The organism is Methylophilales bacterium, from assembly GCA_019823025.1.
Classification (GTDB): Bacteria; Pseudomonadota; Gammaproteobacteria; order Burkholderiales; family Methylophilaceae; genus BACL14.
Window position 1 is genome coordinate 1,153,990 of record CP081940.1, and the last position, 17,642, is coordinate 1,171,631.

Sequence of the window (17,642 nt, forward strand, 5' to 3'; positions counted from 1 at the left end):
AATTTATTAGCTTAGAATCAAGTCAACTATAAAATAGAGAACCAAACCAAGTATAAAGACAAGACCAAAACCAATTAAAATAAAACTTGAGACACCATTTTTTTGGATAAAGCTATCATCTTGATCAAACTTTTTATTTGATTGAATTCCGCAAAAAGAAGCCAATACGCTCTTGATTATAAAAATAAGATTTTTCAATTTGTAATTAATCTTAACCATTTGCCAGCTAAATTCTCTTTAGTAAAATTTTTTACTTTTTTTTGTGCCATCATCACTCTGCTACGAAATAAGCTTGGATTCTTAAGAAAGTTTATAAATTCTTTTTTATTGTCAATATCGGCAAACTGATTATCAAATTCTAGGTAGGAATCATATTTAGTAGCAGACACTGGAAGACCTAAAGAGAATGCGGTTATTAAGCGATTGTGACTCACTCCATTTTTTCTCTTATCATTTATATCTCCAGGAATAATTACTCCAGAGGATAAGTCAGATTCTCGTATCATATTTGCAATACTCCAACGTTGAAGGTGAATTTGAAGGTTTGAAGGTTTTTGTATGAACTTAGAATGTTCTTGAATAAAATTTAAACCATCATCAGATGTTTGAATTATAAGATCATAACTCTTTGATTGATCCCAAAAAGGGATTAGCTCAAATAAATACTTTAAATTTGTTGGATGCCCAAAAAATAAAAAACGATTACTATTATTTTTTTTTATCTTTTGTATTTCAATTTCAATTGGATCCTCAATCACAGTTACGTTTTTAAATTTATGAGTAAGGTGTGTTTTTAATTTTTTACTTGAAGTAATTATTGAGTCATCTTTTTTTATAGCTTCATTATAAAACTTACTTGGCAAAGTAGCGAAATCCAGGTGGTTATCAGTGTAATCAAAGTAAATTTTTTTACCCAATTTCCTAAGTTTTTCAATGTAATCAAGCCATTTATCAAATAAATCCTCTCTGTTTGCCGAAAATTTACCAACAAATAAAATATCGATTTCTTTAAAATTAGAAATCGACTCATTAAAGTTTACTTTATAATTTTTAAAAACAGATTGATTAAAAAGTCCAGCTCTTAACCTCACGGAGGCAAGATTACTATGCGATATATCATCTGGATCTTTTACTTTTTGCGGAACTAACCAATGAATATTCTTCATAATTAATTTTTACCAAGATAAAATATAATCTTTTACTACTTTATCAATAACTTTCGCCCCGTATGATTCTAATGTTTCAATTGCTTTGAATTGACCATCATTGAATTCATTTGAAAAACCTTTTTGTTCAACTATAACAATTGGTTTATTTCTTATTAGAGTCTCTTTTGCACCAAGGACAACTTGATTCTCATATCCTTCTACATCAATTTTTATAAAATCAATATTATTTAAATCATAATCATCAAGTTTTTTCATTGTTACTTTATCTGCTTCATTTAGTTTATTTGAAACATGGGTAGCGCCAGTATTTTTAAGTTCTACATTCATGCTTACAAAACCATTCTCATTTCCTAGAGCAACTGGAATTACCTCAACATTTGCATGAGGGATATTTTTTTTAAAACAATCTCTAAAAATTTCAACAGGCTCAAAAGCATAAACTTTTTTAAAGTTTCCCCCTAAGTAAAAACTCCAAAAACCACAATGAGCACCAATATCAATAGCTACATTTTTTCTATTTTTAATATGATAAAAACACCTATCTATATGATGAGGTTGGTAAAGTAGTTTATCACCAGCTTTAATTGATTTAGCAAAGTAACCTTCAAAATGCTCATCTTCTTTGGGTAGCCACCAACCGTATAAAAATTTTTTATTCATATTACAGTTTTTAATATTATTTTTGTATTCTTAAAGGTTCTAATTTTTGTTTTTTTCGAATAGCTATCACTGAATCAAAAAATTCTACTGAATAAATAAAATGGCTAATATCATAATAATAATTCTTACTCTCCCTCTGCTCTCTCGGAATTTTAAATCTTTGGCGTGATTGTGGGTCCATATAGTCAAGATTTAATCTTTCTGATATGCCTTTGAAATAATCATATAAACCAATACCAAAAAAAGATTCTTGATGTAATGGAGAGTAATTGGTATGAGTATCCTCTATTAGATATACCCCTCCATCATTTAAAAATTGAAATAATCTTGTAAAAGTAAATATCATATCCGATTGAAGATGAGAGCCGTCATCAATGATTACGTCAAATTTTTTATTATGCTCAGAAACAATTTTGTTTAATATTTTTTCGTCAGATTGTGACCCAATAAAAATATTTACATTACTGAGGATGTTGGATAGGTTTGCGCATTGCTTATCTATATCTAATCCCGATATTAAAGATTTAGGAGAGAATAATTTCTGTGCAACTTCTAAGGACCCACCATTTTGAATACCAATTTCTAAAAAGCTTATTTTTTTCTCGTAAAATTTTGAGAGACAATGATCATAAATTTCAAAGTAATGTTCCCATTTGTCAGATTTTAATTTTCTAGATTGGCTCCAAATGTCAGAATATTTTTTCATTTAAAAATATTACACCCTTAAAGTATATTTTGAATTTTATTTTAATAAAAATAATGGTGGTGATGGAGAGACTTGAACTCTCGACCTCAGGATTATGAATCCTGCGCTCTAACCACCTGAGCTACATCACCAATAAACAATAAGCGTGAGATTATATTTTCATAACTTGTTAAAGTCAAAGTGTTACTAAACGTTAAATCTAAAATGAACAATATCACCGTCTTTAAGAATATAATCCTTTCCTTCAAGGCGGAGCTTACCAGCTTCTTTTGCTTTTTGTTCACCAAAAAAATCAATATAGTCTTGATATGAAATAACTTCTGCTTTTATAAAGCCTTTCTCAAAATCTGTATGAATCACACCTGCTCCCTCAGGAGCTGTTGCGCCAATTTTAACGGTCCATGCACGAACCTCTTTAACCCCAGCTGTAAAGTATGTTTGTAGACCTAAGAGTGAATAGGAGGCCCTGATTAATCTATTTAGACCTGGTTCTTCCAATCCCAACTCTGTAAGAAAAATTTCTTTTTCTTCATCTTCTAGGTCAGCGATATCTGATTCTATTTTTGCACAAACTGTTACAACAGGAATATCAAGCTTTTTTGCATAAGTGCTTAATTCATCTAATGAAGAATTATTTTCAAAGCCATTTTCATCTACATTAGCGACAAACATTATTGGTTTAATTGTGATTAGGCAAAGTGGTTTAATCAATACAATCTCTTCTGCCGTCATTTCTAATGTTGATGCAAGGTTACCTTCATTAAAAACTATCTGAATTTTTTTGTACAATTCTAATAACTTTTGGGAATCTTTATCACCTGATTTTGATTTTTTTGACTCTTTTTGGATAGCTTTATCAAGTGTCTCAATATCAGATAAAATTAATTCAGTATTAATAGTTTCAATATCAGATATAGGGTTGATGTGTCCTGAAACATGAATAATATTTTCATCATCAAAACATCGAACTACATGCATTATTGCATCAGTCTCTCTAATATTAGCTAAAAATTTATTGCCTAAACCCTCACCTTTAGAAGCGCCTGACACCAAACCAGCAATATCTACTAGTTCAACCGTGGCGGGTTGAGTTTTTTCTGGAGAGACTATGTTTTCGAGTTTTGAAATTCGTTGATCAGGAACTTCTACGATGCCAATATTTGGTTCAATTGTACAAAAAGGATAGTTTTCAGCATCAATGCCTGCCTTAGTGATAGCGTTAAAAAGCGTCGATTTACCTACATTTGGGAGTCCTACAATTCCACATTTCATATAATAAATTCCATAATATTTAAACTGAATGAAGATTTAACATTGCTTTTTCAAACTGACCGCTTTTAAGTAGAGAAAAAATTTTATAACTATTAAGTATTGAATCTTCAATTAACTCATTTTCTTTTTTTAAAGGAGGTTTTAATACAAAATTACTTACTAGATTCTTATTTCCAGGATGACCAATACCAATACGAATTCTCCAGAAATTTTTACTTTTTATTGAGTCAGTAATACTTTTAAGGCCATTATGCCCACCATCACCGCCACCAAGTTTTAGTTTAATCTTTCCAGGCTCAATATCTAATTCATCATGAATAACAAGAATTTCTTCAGGTTGGATTTTGTAGAAATTAGCTACAGCTGCAAGGGATTTTCCACTTTCGTTCACAAACGTTGTGGGTTTAAGGAAAAAACAATTACCGTCCTCGGTATATTTAGCAATATCGCCATTAAATTTTGCATTGTATTTTAAATTGAGTCGGTGATTGTTGGTTACAAAATCGATCCACCAAAAACCACAATTATGGCGTGTATTTTGATACTTTTCTCCAGGATTACCTAATCCAGCAAAGAGCTTTATTTTGTTCATTAGTGATAGGATAGCGCACTTGTAATTAAGTGCGCTATAAAAACCTACTAATCCTTTTTATCTGATTTTTCGTCGCCACCTTCAGCAGCTTTTTCGTCGCCACCTTCAGCAGCTTCACCACCTTCTTCACCTTCTTCACCTTCTTCACCTTCTTCACCTTCTTCACCTTCAGCAGCCACTGGTGTTTCTTCGACAACAACCTTAGGTTTAGATATAGAAGTAATAATAGGATCATTTTCTTCAGACAAGGCAGTTAACTCTACACCCTCTGGCGCCTTTATTTCTGACAGATGAATCGAATCACCAATAGATAAATTTACTAAATCAACTTCTATATAGGTTGGTAGATCTTTAGGAAGACATGAGATATCAACATCGACCATGATGTGCGAAACAACTCCACCTTCGAGTTTTACTCCAGGCGCAACATCTTCATTCAAGAAGTGGAATGGAATTTTCACACTTAGCTTCTTATTTTCATCAATTCGTTGAAGATCAATATGTTGAATATTGTTCCTAACAGGGTGCATTTGATAGTCTCTAAGTAGAACAGACTCTTTCTTACCATCTAAATTTAGAGTAAGGATAGAGGCATGAAATGCTTCATGTTTGAATTGCATATATAAGTCCTTAGCATTCAATTCAATACTTTTTGCATCACCATTTCCACCATAAAGAACACCTGGAACCTTTCCTTCATGACGAAGACGGCGGCTCGCACCCGTACCTTTCGCATCTCTTAATACTGCATTTATTTCAATTTTCATTATAGAACTCCTAAAATTTAAATAGACCCGCGACCAGGTCTATTTATGTTTTTAAATTACTCATCATTCAAAAAAAGCTTTTATTTTTTAATCAATAAATAAAGAGCTTACAGAATCTTCATGGCTAATTCTTTTTATTGTCTCAGCTAAAATTTTAGCGACTGACAGTTGCCTTATTTTTTCGCAGCCTAGAGCATTTTTTTCAAGCGTAATTGTATCAGTAATTACAATTTCATCAAGCTCAGAGGATTGAATTGATTCAATGGCTTTCCCTGAAAAAATTGGATGTGTGGCATACGCAACAACTTTTTCCGCACCCTTCTTTTTTAAAGCTAACGCTGCCTCACAAAGTGTATTCGCTGTGTCAACAATATCATCGACTATGATGCATGTACGACCATTGACATCACCAATAATGTTCATCACCTCTGACACATTCGGTTTTGGACGCCTTTTGTCTATAATCGCTAAATCACTACCAAGAATCTTTGCCATCGCTCTTGCTCTGACAACCCCTCCGACATCTGGGGAAACTATTACAGCATCCTCATAGCTTTGTTTTTTTAAATCTTCAAGCAAAACAGGTGTTGCGTATATGTTATCAACTGGAATTTCAAAAAAACCTTGTATCTGATCTGAATGAAGGTCCATCGTCAGAAGTCTATCTACCCCAACTCCAGTAAGCATATTGGCAACTACCTTTGCAGTAATAGCTACTCTTGCTGACCTTGGCCTTCTATCTTGTCTTGAATAGCCTAGATATGGTATTGCAGCCGTTATTCTTGCAGCAGAAGACCTTCTGAGTGCATCGACCATCACCATGATTTCCATTAGATTATCGTTAGTAGGAAAACTAGTTGACTGTAAAATGAAAACATCCTTTCCTCGAACATTTTCAAGAAGTTCTAGCATGGTTTCTCCATCGCTAAAATTACCAACAGTCGCTTCACCGAGTTTTAGACCTAAATTAGAGGCAACTTTTTTTGCAAGATCTTTATTGGCATTGCCAGTAAAAACCATTAGATTTTCGTTTTTCACAAATACCTCCGCATTTAAAAAAATTGGCTGGGGAGGAAGGATTCGAACCTTCGCATGCATGGATCAAAACCATGTGCCTTAACCAGCTTGGCGACTCCCCATTTAACTTAAAACATCATAAAAAGGATGTTTAGATAGTCCTTTTACAATAAAACTTTTAAAATCTATTGGTTTTTTCTCATCAACAAATTGAGTTTCTTTTACATCTGCTATTTTTACAAAAACACTTGAGCCTGTTCCTGAGATTTTAGCAAATCCAAAATTATTCATCCAACTCAATAATTTTTTCATCTTTATATATTTTTTAGTTATCGTAGATTCCAAGTCATTACATTCTTGGTCAATTTTTTCACTAAAACAGGTCGACATTTTCAATGTAATTGGGACTTTTGTCAATTTAAATGATTTAAATATTGACTCTGTAGAGATAGAAAAGTTGGGGTAACACAAATAATAAATGAAATTAGGAATGTTAAATTTACTTAGTTTCTCGCCAACTCCTTCTACCCATGCGTTTTCCCCAAATATAAAGAATGGAACATCGGCACCTAGCCCTAGGCCAAGCGTCATTAATTCTTTTTTTGATAGATTTATATTGGCTAATTTATTGATTCCCATGAGTATAGTTGCTGCATCGGAACTTCCCCCACCCAAACCTGCTCCAAGTGGGATATTTTTTTTGATATAAATATCGACACCAATATTTTTATCATTAAGAATTAATCTTGCCGCTTTAAGCCCAAGGTCATCTTGATTATCGATCTCAATCGATTCATTGATAAAATTTATTTGAGTGTCACTTCTGATCCTTATATAAATATAGTCATATAAATCTATAAGTTGAAAAACACTTTGTAGCTTATGGAAGCCATCATCTCTTTTACCTATTATTTTTAAAAATAAATTAATTTTTGCAGGCGCTTTAAACTCCTCATAACCTTCTTGCTTATAGTCTTTTTTATTCAATCAAGATTTCCATTTAATAATATATATTTTAAGTGTAATTTTATTTTTGTTTAATTCGATGTACTTCGGGAAAATTTTGTTTTCTTTCTCTATTACCCCCTCATAATCTACCTTCCAATCTGCATAAGATAGCGAGACATTTTTTTTGCTAGTGAGTTGAGTTGGTGGGGTCATAATTAACTTCTCTAGAATAAAAACATTTTGTTTATTACCAAAGATTTGCCTAATGATATCTTCGATTTCTTTTTTATTCTTTGATAAGTTACTAATTTTTAATGAGTTATTTGATTTATCTAAATAAACTTTAGAAATAACTGAATTGAAGGGGTTTAGAATGGTAATACTACTTTTACCGTTTTTTGTATTCCAAATAAGCTTTCCGGTAAACCCTTTTTTTTCAACAAAAAGAGTAATTTTGGCTGAAAAAGCTAGGTTAACAAAATCATTTACATTGGTTTGGTTGGAATAATCTTTGTAGGAAACTATTTCTGGTTGAGTTTTATCAATTGAAGCGCAACTAACCAGGAAAAAAGATATTAAAATACAAATAAATTTCATTATTTGCCTACTTTAAAAAAAAGTTATCGGTATTTCTTAACAGTCTTTAATAATATCTTATTATCAGGATATTGTTGCAATGATTCGTCCCATATTTTTTGAGCCTCATCAATTTTATTTGCGTGCCAAAGAACTTCACCTAGGTGAGCCGAAATTTCGGGATCTTTTTTAATTTCGTAAGCCTTTCTTAAAAAATCAAGGGCTACATCGATATTGCCTAGTCTATATTGTACCCAACCCATACTGTCCATAATGTAGTGGTTCCTAGGTTCTAGAGATAAGGCTATTTCAATATTTATCTTTGCTTCATCAAGCTTTATGTTTCTGTCGGCAAATGAGTAACCTAATGCATTGTATGCAACTGCATAGTCAGGCTTAATTTTTATTGCCTCTCTTAAAAGCTGCTCCATAAGGACTGTATTCCCCATCCTCTCTGCAAGCATGGCGTAATCATATTTGAACTCTGCAGAGTTTTTAAAATTTTCCTCTTCTTTTTTCATCAAATCATATGCTTCTGTTTCTTTATTGTCGCTATATAAAATTGATATTTTTGCTCTGAATAATTCCAACTTGGCCTCTGGAGTTAAGTTGATATATTGATCTAGGCTCTCTAATGCTTGATCATTCCCTTCATACTTAGCTATTAACTCTGCGGTTAATATTTTAGATTCAATAAAAGATGGGCCAGAATTAATCTTGTTTAACCAAGCGAGAGCTTCATTATAATTACCTCTTGTGTCTTCAATACGTGCAAGGTAGATGTAAATTTGTTCGGGTTGTGGATACCCTCTTTCAAGGCTTTGCATCAGAAATTTCTCTGCTAAGTCATAATCTCCTAGCTCGATAGCAAGTAATGAAACAGTAAAACTTATTTCTGCAGACGCAAGTGAACTATTTACTATTTTAAGAAATTCATCTTTTGCTAAATTATATTTTTTTTGGCTTGTAAGTAGCTTTGCATACTCCAGTCTTACTTCACTCGCATCAGGATATTGCTTCAGATAGTTAACATAAAAATTTGACGCTTTTTCTTGTGATTCTAGTCCTATGATATAACCCTCAAATAAAACTGCCGTTTGCCACTTAGGATCAATTTTTTTTACTTTAGCAAGTTCAGAGCTAGTCAATTTTTTATTGTTGGCGAAATAAGCGGCATGTGCAATTGCAAAATGTGCCTCCTTACTATTGGGATAAGGTTCAGCAATATCGACAATAAATCTAAGAGCATTTTTTTTATTCTCTACCTTCGCAAGTATAGAATTTAAATATAAGAAACCTTCTCCTCGGTATGTATCTTGCTCAAGTAATTTTTTTACAATCGGTTTAGCCTTACTTAAGTTTCCGCTTGTAATATATAGTTCAGCTAAAATTTGCTGGGCTTGGACAGATTTGGGATCTAAACTACTCCACACTTTTGCCGAGTCAAGAGCGACGCGACCATTTCTTGAACTTCCCGCAACCCTTGTAGCTCTCTCAGCTAAAGGAATACTGTGAGTTTGCTTTGCTAAATCAAGGTAAAGATGACCGGCAGAATTAAAATCACCTCTTTGAGTAGCTATTTCTGCTAGAAGAAACTTATAAACAAATTCTGCATTCGCATCAGTAATTTTTGGTGGAAGATTAGGATTAAAATTATCTTGTTGATTAGCGAATGAAGAATTAAAAGAAATTACGATAAAAAAATAGGTGCTAATTATTACGAAAAGTGTTTTATTAAATATTATGTTTTTTCTCATTCTAAGATCTTTTATGTAAAGTAGAATTATTTAAATCAATTATAACTCGCTTAATGACTTAGATTTTAAAAGATAATTCATTTATCTTTAAACTTTTTTTTACTTCTTTAAACTTTTTTTTTAATATACACTCCTAATAAATTATTAATAAATTGTTTGGAAATTAGATTTACGTGACTACGTTTGAAAATACAATAGAGGCATCAAATCTTACTAAAAGTTTTGGGAAAAACGTTGCGGTCAACGATGTTTCTTTTCAGCTTAAAAAAGGCGAAGTTCTCGGTTTTTTAGGACCCAATGGAGCAGGTAAATCAACTACCATGAGGATGCTTACGGGCAATCTTGCGCCCACAAACGGAGATGTAAGAATATGTGGGATTGATATTATTTCAGAGCCAAAGAAAGCTAAGGCACTGATAGGTTATTTGCCTGAGATGAGACCACTTTACAAAGAATTTACAGTAAATGAGTATTTAACTATTGCCGCTAGATTTCATAAAGTACCTTCACCAAAAATTAAAAAAGCTCTTGAAGAAGCAAAAGACAGATGTGGTTTGTCTCATATGAGTAAAAGATTAATTGAAAACTTATCTAATGGTTACCAACAAAGAGTTGGGATAGCGCAAGCTATCATCCACAATCCTGAAATTGTTATTCTTGATGAGCCTACGGTTGGTTTAGACCCAATCCAAATAAGAGAAATACGTAAATTAATTAGAGATATTGGCAAGCAACACAGTGTGATTATATCCACTCATATTCTTCCCGAAGTAGAAATGGTTTGTGATCGTGTGCAAATTATTGATAATGGAAAACTCGTTTTTCACGGTTCTATAGATGATCTAAAGGCACAAAGAAGAGGAAATAAGTTGCTAGTTGGTTTTTCAAAAGCTCCGGCGATAAGCAAATTAAAAAAAATTAAAGGGGTTGATAGAGTCGAGGATGCTGAAAATGGAATGTTTAGATTCCACTTCAAAGATAAATACCTACCCGCTGAAGAAATTGTCAATCTTTCGGTGAAAGAGGGCTGGGGTTTATATCACATAAATATGGACGTAACGAGCTTAGAAGAGACCTTTGTCAATTTAACGCAAACTAGTTAAAGAGAATTTATGATTATTAACGTTGCCAGAAAAGAATTAAAAAGTTTATTTGCATCACCGATGGGGTGGATAATACTGTCAATTTTGATGTTTGGGTTTGGAACATTATATTTGCAAGGGGTTAATAGTTATTTTGAAGTTATGTCTGGGGCCGTTCGACCCGCTGAAAGAGTTGGCGTCACAATCTATGTTGGGTCTCAAATTTACAGTACCGCACTTTTTTTGCTTTCTGTAACGACCCCCATGCTTACTATGAGGTTGATTAGTGAAGAAAGAAAGAGTCAAACGATGCCATTTTTGTTAAGCGCCCCAATATCACTCACCGAAATAGTGGTAGGTAAATTCTTAGGTTTGGTTATATTCTTAAGCATTCTTGTTATCTATATTTTTGCCATGCTTTCAACACTTAATATATGGGCTGATATAGATTTTGGATACCTAATTGGTAACTCTTTTGGATTCATTTTATTAATTGCAAGTTTTACAGCACTAGGAATTTTTTTCTCTAGCCTAACGAACCAGCCGATTATTGCTGCAATCACAACATTTATTGCACTTGTTTCGATGGTCGGATTAGGAAGTTATTTTGCGAGCGATCCAAGCCACTGGTTTAATTACATCTCAATGACAAAACATTATCAATCATTTACAAGGGGAGTTTTTGATAGCGCAGATATTGTTTATTATTTGCTTTTTATTGTTACCTTTTTAACGTTAACTGTTAGAAGGCTTGATTCAGATAGGCTCAGGGGATAACTGCTGTGAAAGCGAATAAAAAATTTAAATTACAATATTCTCTACAAAATAGTTTATTTCTTATTTTATTTTTATCTTTGGTATTTGTTATTGGCTTTTTGGCCAAACAGTTTGTCTATGTTAAAGACATGACCCAAGCCAATAGGAGCGTACTTACTAAAGGCAGTATTGAGGTCGTTGAGAGTATGAAAGATCCTATACAGCTTACAATTTTTGCATCGAATGATGATGGTAGCGAAAACTTTAGGAAAAGTATCGTAGATTTTTTTGCTAAGTACCAGAGAGCTAAGTCAGATATAAACATAACATTTATTAACCCAATTGAAGAACCAAAGCTTTTACAGGAGCTAGGCATAAGAAGTGATGGAGAAGTTGTTGTTGAATATAATAAAAGAACAGAACATATATCACCACCATTTGCTGAACAAGAATTTACAAACCTTCTCGTTAGGCTTTCCAGAACAAATCAAAAACCAATCTTATATCTCGATGGTCATGGTGAAAAAAACTTAATCGGTAAAAAAACAAATGACTTAGGTGGCTTTGGTGATCAATTAAGAAACAAAGGACTCAAGCTTGCAAATCCAGATTTAACAGCTCTAAGCGAGGTCCCTAAGGAAGGGGCAATGTTAATTATTGCAAGCCCCCAAGTAAATATTGGAAAAGTAGAGGCAAAAAAAATATTAAATTATGTAGAGCAGGGTGGAAATCTTCTATGGCTATTGGATGATAATAATTTTAAAGGGCTTGATAGTCTTGCAAATTATTTAGCTTTGAATGTATCCGATATTTCAGTTATTGATCCACTTGCTGAAGAATATGGGGGTGATGAAAATATAACTTTTTCAACTATTTATGGAGATCATCCGATTACAAGAAATTTTATGTTGAGGACTATATATTCTAATGCCCACGAAGTGAATGCTCAAGACTCCTATGAGAATGGATGGGAAGTGAGTGAGTTGATAGAAGTTGCTACAGGTGGATGGCTCCCCTTAAGCAAAAAAAATGGCGATGATAAATTTAATTTTGTAAAGGGTGAGGATAAAGAGGGACCTATTAACATTGGAATTGCACTTAAAAGGAAGTTTGGAGAAATTGGGCAAAGAGTTGTCGTGGTTGGCAATGCGGCATTCTTATCAAATACCTTCATCACTTCTGGTGGTAATTTAGATTTAGGTATCAATATTATTAATTGGCTTGCTGGTGATGATCAGTTAATTACCATTCAGCCAATGCCACTTAAAGATATAAATGTAAGCATCCCGAACGATAGTAAGTCAGTATTTATTGCATGGAGCATATTTCATTCATTTCAATATTTTATTCCAATCGGTTTGTTCATTTTAGGTTTTGTTGTTTGGTTCAGAAGAAGAAAAGCCTGATATGACTAATAAATGGGTTACTAATTTAATATTACTAGTTGTATTAATTGGTGCAAGTTTAGTAGCCTTCCAGTCTTTAAAGGAAGAACCTGAAATTATAAAAGGTCTTGAAGTAACCAACCTTAAGCTTTCTGATTTTGACGAAATAGAGTTAAATTTTCCATCAAAAGCAAAAGTACATTTTAAAATAATTGAAGATCACTGGAAAATTTTATCACCAGTTAAAGGTAGAGCAAATGAGCGTTATGTATATCAACTTCTATCAATCCTAGCCTCAAGGAGCCCTGAAAAACTTAAAAGTGATGACTTAGAAAAATATGGTCTTGACCAGCCTCAGTTAAAATTAACATTCCTAAATAATGAAAAGTCGTTGAAAGAAGAGTTTGTATTTGGGACTTATAATCCAATTTCAGAAAATCAGTATATAAAATATAAAGATGATGTATTTATTGTGAATGGCCTATTTTCCGAAACTGCATCCTATGTTCCAATTGAGTTCATTGATAAGAGACCTATTGCGCCCTATGAAATGATTCAAGGTTTTAATTTTTCAAGATTAGAGCAATGGCAAAAAAACCAATTAAAGCTTGTTGAAAAAAATGGTAGGTGGTCTACGAAAGGCATAAATGTCTCAACTACCCAGGAAGACATTGTTGAATGGCTGAGTGTTTCTTGGGATGGCTTGCAAGCCCTCTCAGTTGAAAGTTTTAAGATGGACTCAAGGCTTGGGTATAAAAGCTTTGATGTCATAGTTAATGATAATAAAAAAGTAACATTTTATAAAATTCAAGAATCCCCTCAACTTCATTTGTATCGAAAAGATGAAGGGCTAATGTATCGATTCCCGGGAGATCTAGGATTCACAATGCTAAATCCCCATGTAAAGGTAAAAGAAAAAGAATAATGCCTGAACTACCTGAGGTTGAAGTAACAAGACTTGGCTTATTACCTCTCATAAATGGCATAGTTTCTAGTGTTGATGTCAGAAACCATTCGCTAAGGTGGCCAGTAAACCCTAATCTAAAAAAAATACTTAATTCACAAAAATTAATTTCGCTTTTACGAAGAGGAAAGTATCTTCTTGCTCAATTTTCAAATGGATACCTAATTATCCACCTTGGAATGTCTGGAAGGATATCAATCGTTAACGAAAAAAAAAGTCTCTTAAAACATGATCATATCGATATATGTTTCAATGTAAATGGCAATAAAAAAATATTAAGATATAACGATACAAGAAGGTTTGGGGCGATGATATGGACAGATGACAACCCGTCTAATCATAAACTTATAGCAACCCTTGGCCCCGAGCCTTTATCGGATGAATTCAATGCTGACTACTTATACGAGATAGTTAAAAGAAAAAAACAGCCAATCAAAAGCACAATAATGGATAGCCACTCTGTGGTCGGCGTTGGTAATATTTATGCTAGCGAATCCCTTTTTCTTGCTTCCATTAGACCTCAACGCCGATCTCAAAAGATCAAAAAAAAGGAAATTGGTATATTAGTTGATTCTATAAAAATGGTTATCCAAAAGGCAATTGAAAGAGGGGGAAGTACACTTAATGACTTTTTTAGCGTTAATGGGCAAAGCGGGTATTTTCAAAATGAGCACAATGTCTATGGAAGAGAAAATGAAAGTTGCAATAAGTGCGAGGGAAGGATATATCAATTAAGAATTGCGCAGAGGTCAAGTTTTTATTGTAAAAATTGTCAAGTTTAAAGTTACTTAAATTTTATATAAATGTGAGGACTGCAAACGTTATAACCATAAATAAAATAATCATTACCAATATAATTCTATCTTGCCTAAGCTTTATTCCTTCAATTGATTTTCGGATATCTTTTTCAATGATTGTGTATGAATCTTTATTATGATTATTCAAATAAGCATGAAGAAGTGTAGGTAATTGAGGAGCAATGTCCACCCAATTAGGAAATTCCTTTTTTATTCTATTTATTAAGTTCTTGGGGCCAATTTGCTCCTTTAACCAATTTTCTAAAAAGGGCCTTGCTGTTACCCATAGATCTAAATTTGGATCTAGTTCACGACCTAAACCCTCAACGTTAAGAAGCGTTTTTTGTAACATGGTTAATTGAGGTTGTATTTCCATATTAAACTTTTTAGAAGTTTGAAATAACCTAATGAGTAGCTTTCCAAATGAAATATCTTTAAGGGGTTTATTGAAGATTGGTTCACATACCGAACGAATTGCATTTTCAAATTCATCAATAGAGGTTTCAGCCGGGACCCACCCTGATTCAATATGAACCCTTGCAACTTCACGATAATCTCTTTTGAAAAATGCAGCAAAATTTTTGGCTAAATAAAGTTTATCCTGGTCATTAAGCGTACCCATTATTCCAAAATCCATTGCAATATATTTTCCACTTTTTGCAACCTGAATATTCCCAGGATGCATATCTGCGTGGAAAAAACCATCTCGAAAGACTTGTGTAAAAAATATTTCAACTCCATTCTTTGCTAATTCGGATAAATTAATTTTATTCTTCTTGATGGCATCAATATTACTTATAGGAATTCCATCCATTCTTTCCATCACCATAACTTTTTCGTGACAGTAGTCCCAAAAAACACTTGGAACAACTAATAATTTTTTATCTTTAAAGTTTTCGCCGAGATGACTACAATGACCAGCCTCAAGTAATAGATTTAGTTCTGATTGCGTATGTCTCTCAAATTCAGAGACGACTTCATCTGGTTTTAATCTCTTACCGTCTGACCAAATTTTGTATAAAATATTTGCAATTAAATGAAGTAATTTAATATCTTTTTTAACTTCACTTTCTATGTTTGGGCGAAGAATTTTGACAGCTACTTTCTCTCCGTTGTGGAGTATGGCAAAGTGAACTTGCGCCACTGATGCACTTGCTACAGGTTTCTCATTAAATTCTTTAAATACGGATGAAATTTTTTTTGAATAAGCATTTTCTATTGTTTGTTTAACTTTCTTAAACTCAAAGGGTGGTACTTTGTCCTGAAGCTTAGTGAGTTCAATTGCAATATCATTAGGTAATAAGTCTTTCCTTGTAGAAAGCATTTGTCCAAATTTTATAAATATTGGGCCTAAACTTTCGAGAGCAAGCCTGAGCCGAATTGCTCGATTATTTTTTTTGGATTTGATAAGGCTAAGGGGGTAGAGCAAAATAGATAAAAGAGAGTTTTTACGTAATTTAAAAAACTCATCAAGTCGAAATTTGAGCACGATGAAAATAATAAAGATTATTCTAAAAATAATCATTTTGAAATTTTTAGCGCTAAGCTATTAATCTTAGCTTCAATACGCTCTACATCCTCACTGATGTTGTCTATTTCAGCTAAAAATTGATGTACCCTATTTTTTTTTGCAATTAAGGGCTTTTCTTCTTCCCAATATTCTTTGAATGCCTCAGCTATACTTATTGTAATTTTTTTACTTTCATTGAAGACTCTTTCTCCCAAAATTCCTACTCTGTTTGCTGCTACATCACCAATAATTTTACTTAAATCTTCCTCTACATCCCATTTAATTTTTTTCAATATTTCAGATACTTCCCTTGCCAAATCAATATCACCTTTGATGGTGATATCTTTATTTTCTTTATGAAGTATTTGATTAATTAGGCTTTTGATAGGCATAGAAATTGAAGCATCAGGATTTTTTACCTGACCAATATATTCTAACAAACCCTTTTTGTTAACACTAAAGTACATAGATAGCTCTGAGATTTTGATGAGGATAGTTTTGTTATGAAATTTATTTAATCTTGTGCTCATCCAATCGTTTTGAAATAAAACATGATTCAGAATAATTTTTCTTAATTTTTCCACTAAAATTTATATCCCTGATGAATTGCAACAATACCCCCAGATAGGTTTTGAAAGCTTGTATTATCAAATCCTTGATTTTGCATCATTGATTGTAATGTTTTTTGATCTGGATGCATTCTTATTGATTCAACGAGATATTGATAGCTACTTTCATCTTTCGCAAAAATTTTACCTAGCTTAGGCAGTATATTAAAGGAAAAGCCATCGTAAATTTTTGAGAGTGGTCCCCAAATTTTTGAGAATTCTAAGATAACTAATTTTCCACCAGGAGATAAAACTCTATACATTTCTGACAAAGCCTCTTCTTTGTTTGTAACATTTCTTAACCCAAAGGCTATTGTTATACAATCAAAATAATTTGATGGAAAGGGGATTTTTTCAGCATCACAAACTATGCTTGGGATTATTTTGCCATGATCAATTAATTTTATTTTTCCTTGTTCTAGCATTTTGATATTTATATCGGTGTGAAAGATCTGGAAGTTTTTATTTTGGTTTGATAGCTCAATACAGACATCACCTGTACCACTTGCTAAATCAAGGATTTTTGAGTTATTTTTTAATGATAAAATCTGGGTGAAATATTTTTTCCATGTCTTATGCAACCCCCCTGACATTAAAGAATTCATAAGATCATATTTAGTAGCAACTGACTCAAAGACATCTTTTACTTTTTTTGCCTTTATATTTTTATTTACTGACTCAAATCCGAAATGTGTTTTATTGTTCACTATCATCAACCTTTCTTTTAACGCCTGATTCATCTAACTTCATAATATACTCCATCCAAAGTTGATCATAATTTTTTGCTAATTTATAAAGATATGCCCAACTATATAAGCCGGTGTCATGACCATCAGAAAAGTGTAATTTTATTGCATACTGTCCTACAGGAGAAATTTTAAGAATGTTGACATTTTCCTTACCTATTTGAAGAACTGCTTGAGAAGGGTGATGACCTTGAACTTCTGCAGAAGGGGAGTATACCCTTAAGAATTCGCATGATAACTTACATTCTGTTTGATCATTAAAAACAATATGAAGTAACTTTGACTTTTGTTGGAGGTTTATTGCAATAGGTGTCGGTGAGGAAGCCATAG

General features: G+C 32.7%; 20 protein-coding genes and 2 tRNA genes. 5 read left to right on the forward strand and 17 right to left on the reverse strand.

What is annotated here, in order from left to right; genetic code table 11:
* Positions 1-6 precede the first annotated feature (6 nt).
* The 13 genes from K6112_06150 to K6112_06210 all read right to left on the reverse strand — a co-directional run bounded on the left by K6112_06150 (position 7) and on the right by K6112_06210 (position 9,425).
* Positions 7-198 (reverse strand): DUF2970 domain-containing protein, encoded by a 192-nt coding sequence (locus K6112_06150; protein ID QZP17601.1) that lies wholly within the window; start codon positions 196-198, stop codon positions 7-9.
* Positions 195-1,166, reverse strand: coding sequence for a hypothetical protein (locus K6112_06155; GenBank protein QZP17602.1), 972 nt, complete (start codon positions 1,164-1,166; stop codon positions 195-197). The genes K6112_06150 and K6112_06155 overlap by 4 nt, the downstream gene beginning before the upstream one ends.
* A gap of 9 nt (positions 1,167-1,175) precedes the next feature.
* On the reverse strand, positions 1,176-1,829 hold the full coding sequence (locus K6112_06160; GenBank protein ID QZP17603.1) for an FkbM family methyltransferase: 654 nt from the start codon (positions 1,827-1,829) through the stop codon (positions 1,176-1,178).
* A gap of 16 nt (positions 1,830-1,845) precedes the next feature.
* Positions 1,846-2,535, reverse strand: coding sequence for a class I SAM-dependent methyltransferase (locus K6112_06165; GenBank protein ID QZP17604.1), 690 nt, complete (start codon positions 2,533-2,535; stop codon positions 1,846-1,848).
* Between the two features lie 54 nt (positions 2,536-2,589).
* A tRNA-Met gene (locus K6112_06170) sits at positions 2,590-2,666 on the reverse strand.
* 55 nt (positions 2,667-2,721) lie between these two features.
* Positions 2,722-3,807 carry a redox-regulated ATPase YchF gene (ychF, locus tag K6112_06175; GenBank protein QZP17605.1) on the reverse strand — a complete coding sequence of 362 codons (1,086 nt, stop codon included), beginning with the start codon at positions 3,805-3,807 and terminating at the stop codon, positions 2,722-2,724.
* A 19-nt stretch (positions 3,808-3,826) separates the two neighbouring features.
* On the reverse strand, positions 3,827-4,399 hold the full coding sequence (pth, locus tag K6112_06180) for an aminoacyl-tRNA hydrolase (GenBank protein ID QZP17606.1): 573 nt from the start codon (positions 4,397-4,399) through the stop codon (positions 3,827-3,829).
* Between the two features lie 47 nt (positions 4,400-4,446).
* A complete protein-coding gene (locus K6112_06185; GenBank protein QZP17607.1) occupies positions 4,447-5,166 on the reverse strand; it encodes a 50S ribosomal protein L25/general stress protein Ctc in 720 nt (239 codons plus the stop codon).
* A gap of 87 nt (positions 5,167-5,253) precedes the next feature.
* Positions 5,254-6,264, reverse strand: coding sequence for a ribose-phosphate pyrophosphokinase (locus K6112_06190; protein QZP17608.1), 1,011 nt, complete (start codon positions 6,262-6,264; stop codon positions 5,254-5,256).
* Positions 6,229-6,305, reverse strand: a tRNA-Gln gene (locus tag K6112_06195). Before K6112_06195 ends, K6112_06190 begins: the two co-directional genes overlap by 36 nt.
* Before the next feature lies 1 nt (position 6,306).
* A complete protein-coding gene (gene ispE, locus K6112_06200) occupies positions 6,307-7,170 on the reverse strand; it encodes a 4-(cytidine 5'-diphospho)-2-C-methyl-D-erythritol kinase (protein QZP17609.1) in 864 nt (287 codons plus the stop codon).
* Positions 7,171-7,728 carry a hypothetical protein gene (locus tag K6112_06205; GenBank protein ID QZP17610.1) on the reverse strand — a complete coding sequence of 186 codons (558 nt, stop codon included), beginning with the start codon at positions 7,726-7,728 and terminating at the stop codon, positions 7,171-7,173.
* A gap of 23 nt (positions 7,729-7,751) precedes the next feature.
* Complete coding sequence (locus tag K6112_06210) at positions 7,752-9,425, reverse strand: hypothetical protein (protein ID QZP18500.1); 1,674 nt, start codon at positions 9,423-9,425, stop codon at positions 7,752-7,754.
* A 212-nt stretch (positions 9,426-9,637) separates the two neighbouring features.
* Here K6112_06210 and K6112_06215 point away from each other — a divergent pair, with 212 nt between their 5' ends.
* From K6112_06215 to mutM, 5 genes are read left to right on the forward strand one after another with little or no spacing between them, the layout of a single operon-like run.
* Positions 9,638-10,567: an ABC transporter ATP-binding protein gene (locus K6112_06215; GenBank protein QZP17611.1), complete on the forward strand. Its 930-nt coding sequence runs from the start codon at positions 9,638-9,640 to the stop codon at positions 10,565-10,567.
* Positions 10,568-10,576: 9 nt separating this feature from the next.
* Positions 10,577-11,323 (forward strand): ABC transporter permease, encoded by a 747-nt coding sequence (locus K6112_06220; protein ID QZP17612.1) that lies wholly within the window; start codon positions 10,577-10,579, stop codon positions 11,321-11,323.
* A gap of 5 nt (positions 11,324-11,328) precedes the next feature.
* Positions 11,329-12,708, forward strand: a complete 1,380-nt coding sequence (locus K6112_06225) for a GldG family protein (protein ID QZP17613.1) — start codon at positions 11,329-11,331, stop codon at positions 12,706-12,708.
* A gap of 1 nt (position 12,709) precedes the next feature.
* Positions 12,710-13,612: a DUF4340 domain-containing protein gene (locus K6112_06230; protein QZP17614.1), complete on the forward strand. Its 903-nt coding sequence runs from the start codon at positions 12,710-12,712 to the stop codon at positions 13,610-13,612.
* Positions 13,612-14,433, forward strand: a complete 822-nt coding sequence (gene mutM / locus K6112_06235) for a bifunctional DNA-formamidopyrimidine glycosylase/DNA-(apurinic or apyrimidinic site) lyase (GenBank protein QZP17615.1) — start codon at positions 13,612-13,614, stop codon at positions 14,431-14,433. The genes K6112_06230 and mutM overlap by 1 nt, the downstream gene beginning before the upstream one ends.
* A gap of 13 nt (positions 14,434-14,446) precedes the next feature.
* Here the strand turns inward: mutM and ubiB are convergent, their stop codons facing one another.
* From ubiB to K6112_06255, 4 genes are read right to left on the reverse strand one after another with little or no spacing between them, the layout of a single operon-like run.
* Entirely contained in the window at positions 14,447-15,973 is a 1,527-nt protein-coding gene (ubiB, locus tag K6112_06240; GenBank protein QZP17616.1) for a ubiquinone biosynthesis regulatory protein kinase UbiB, read from the reverse strand.
* Positions 15,970-16,542, reverse strand: a complete 573-nt coding sequence (locus K6112_06245; protein ID QZP17617.1) for an SCP2 sterol-binding domain-containing protein — start codon at positions 16,540-16,542, stop codon at positions 15,970-15,972. Before K6112_06245 ends, ubiB begins: the two co-directional genes overlap by 4 nt.
* The gene (locus tag K6112_06250; protein QZP17618.1) at positions 16,542-17,279 is read right to left on the reverse strand and encodes a class I SAM-dependent methyltransferase; all 738 of its coding nucleotides are present in this window, start codon (positions 17,277-17,279) and stop codon (positions 16,542-16,544) included. The genes K6112_06245 and K6112_06250 overlap by 1 nt, the downstream gene beginning before the upstream one ends.
* On the reverse strand, positions 17,263-17,640 hold the full coding sequence (locus tag K6112_06255; GenBank protein ID QZP17619.1) for a DUF971 domain-containing protein: 378 nt from the start codon (positions 17,638-17,640) through the stop codon (positions 17,263-17,265). The genes K6112_06250 and K6112_06255 overlap by 17 nt, the downstream gene beginning before the upstream one ends.
* Between the last annotated feature and the right edge of the window lie 2 nt (positions 17,641-17,642).